Source organism: Oceanimonas baumannii, assembly GCF_002245495.1.
Classification (GTDB): domain Bacteria; phylum Pseudomonadota; class Gammaproteobacteria; order Enterobacterales; family Aeromonadaceae; genus Oceanimonas; species Oceanimonas baumannii.
Genome location: NZ_NQJF01000068.1, coordinates 1 through 962 on the forward strand (window position 1 = coordinate 1; position 962 = coordinate 962).

Annotated in this window: 2 tRNA genes and 1 rRNA gene; all 3 read right to left on the reverse strand. The window is 48.6% G+C overall.

Annotated elements, in window-relative coordinates:
• Positions 1-489, reverse strand: a 23S ribosomal RNA gene (locus B6S09_RS18235); the annotation flags it as partial.
• 247 nt (positions 490-736) lie between these two features.
• Positions 737-812 (reverse strand) — tRNA-Ala (locus B6S09_RS18240).
• Positions 813-842: 30 nt separating this feature from the next.
• Positions 843-919 (reverse strand) — tRNA-Ile (locus tag B6S09_RS18245).
• Between the last annotated feature and the right edge of the window lie 43 nt (positions 920-962).

Consider the following 962-nt stretch of genomic DNA (forward strand, 5'->3'; position numbering starts at 1 on the left):
CTCCCCTCGCCGGGGTTCTTTTCGCCTTTCCCTCACGGTACTGGTTCACTATCGGTCAGTCAGGAGTATTTAGCCTTGGAGGATGGTCCCCCCATATTCAGACAAAGTTTCTCGTGCTCCGTCCTACTCGATTTCATGACTAAGAGATTTTCGCGTACAGGGCTATCACCCACTATGGCCGCACTTTCCAGAGCGTTCCGCTAATCTCAAAGCCACTTAAGGGCTAGTCCCCGTTCGCTCGCCACTACTCTGGGAATCTCGGTTGATTTCTTTTCCTCAGGGTACTTAGATGTTTCAGTTCCCCTGGTTCGCTTCTTGCACCTATGTATTCAGTACAAGATAACCATCTTATGATGGCTGGGTTCCCCCATTCAGACATCTCCGGATCAAAGTCTGTTTGCCGACTCCCCGAAGCTTTTCGCAGGCTACCACGTCTTTCATCGCCTCTGACTGCCAAGGCATCCACCGTATGCGCTTCTTCACTTGACCATATAACCCCAAGCAATCTGGTTATACTGTGAAGACGACATTCGCCGAAAATTCGAATTTCTCAACTAAGAGAACTCACAAATTTTACCTTAGCCTGATCCGTTACCAGTGAAAGTAACGTTCAGTCTATCTTTCTATCACATACCCAAATTTTTAAAGAACGAACTAGTCAAAGACTAGAAATCAACATTCACCATCCACACGATGGAATGCTCATTTCTAAGCTTTATACAAACAGAAGCAGTAGTGGTGGAGCCAAGCGGGATCGAACCGCTGACCTCCTGCGTGCAAGGCAGGCGCTCTCCCAGCTGAGCTATGGCCCCGTATTTCTACAGGCGTTTCCCACACAAAATTGGTGGGTCTGGGCAGATTCGAACTGCCGACCTCACCCTTATCAGGGGTGCGCTCTAACCAACTGAGCTACAGACCCAATTTCGGGCTGCTTCTTTCGTCTCTGTCTCTTATACACATCT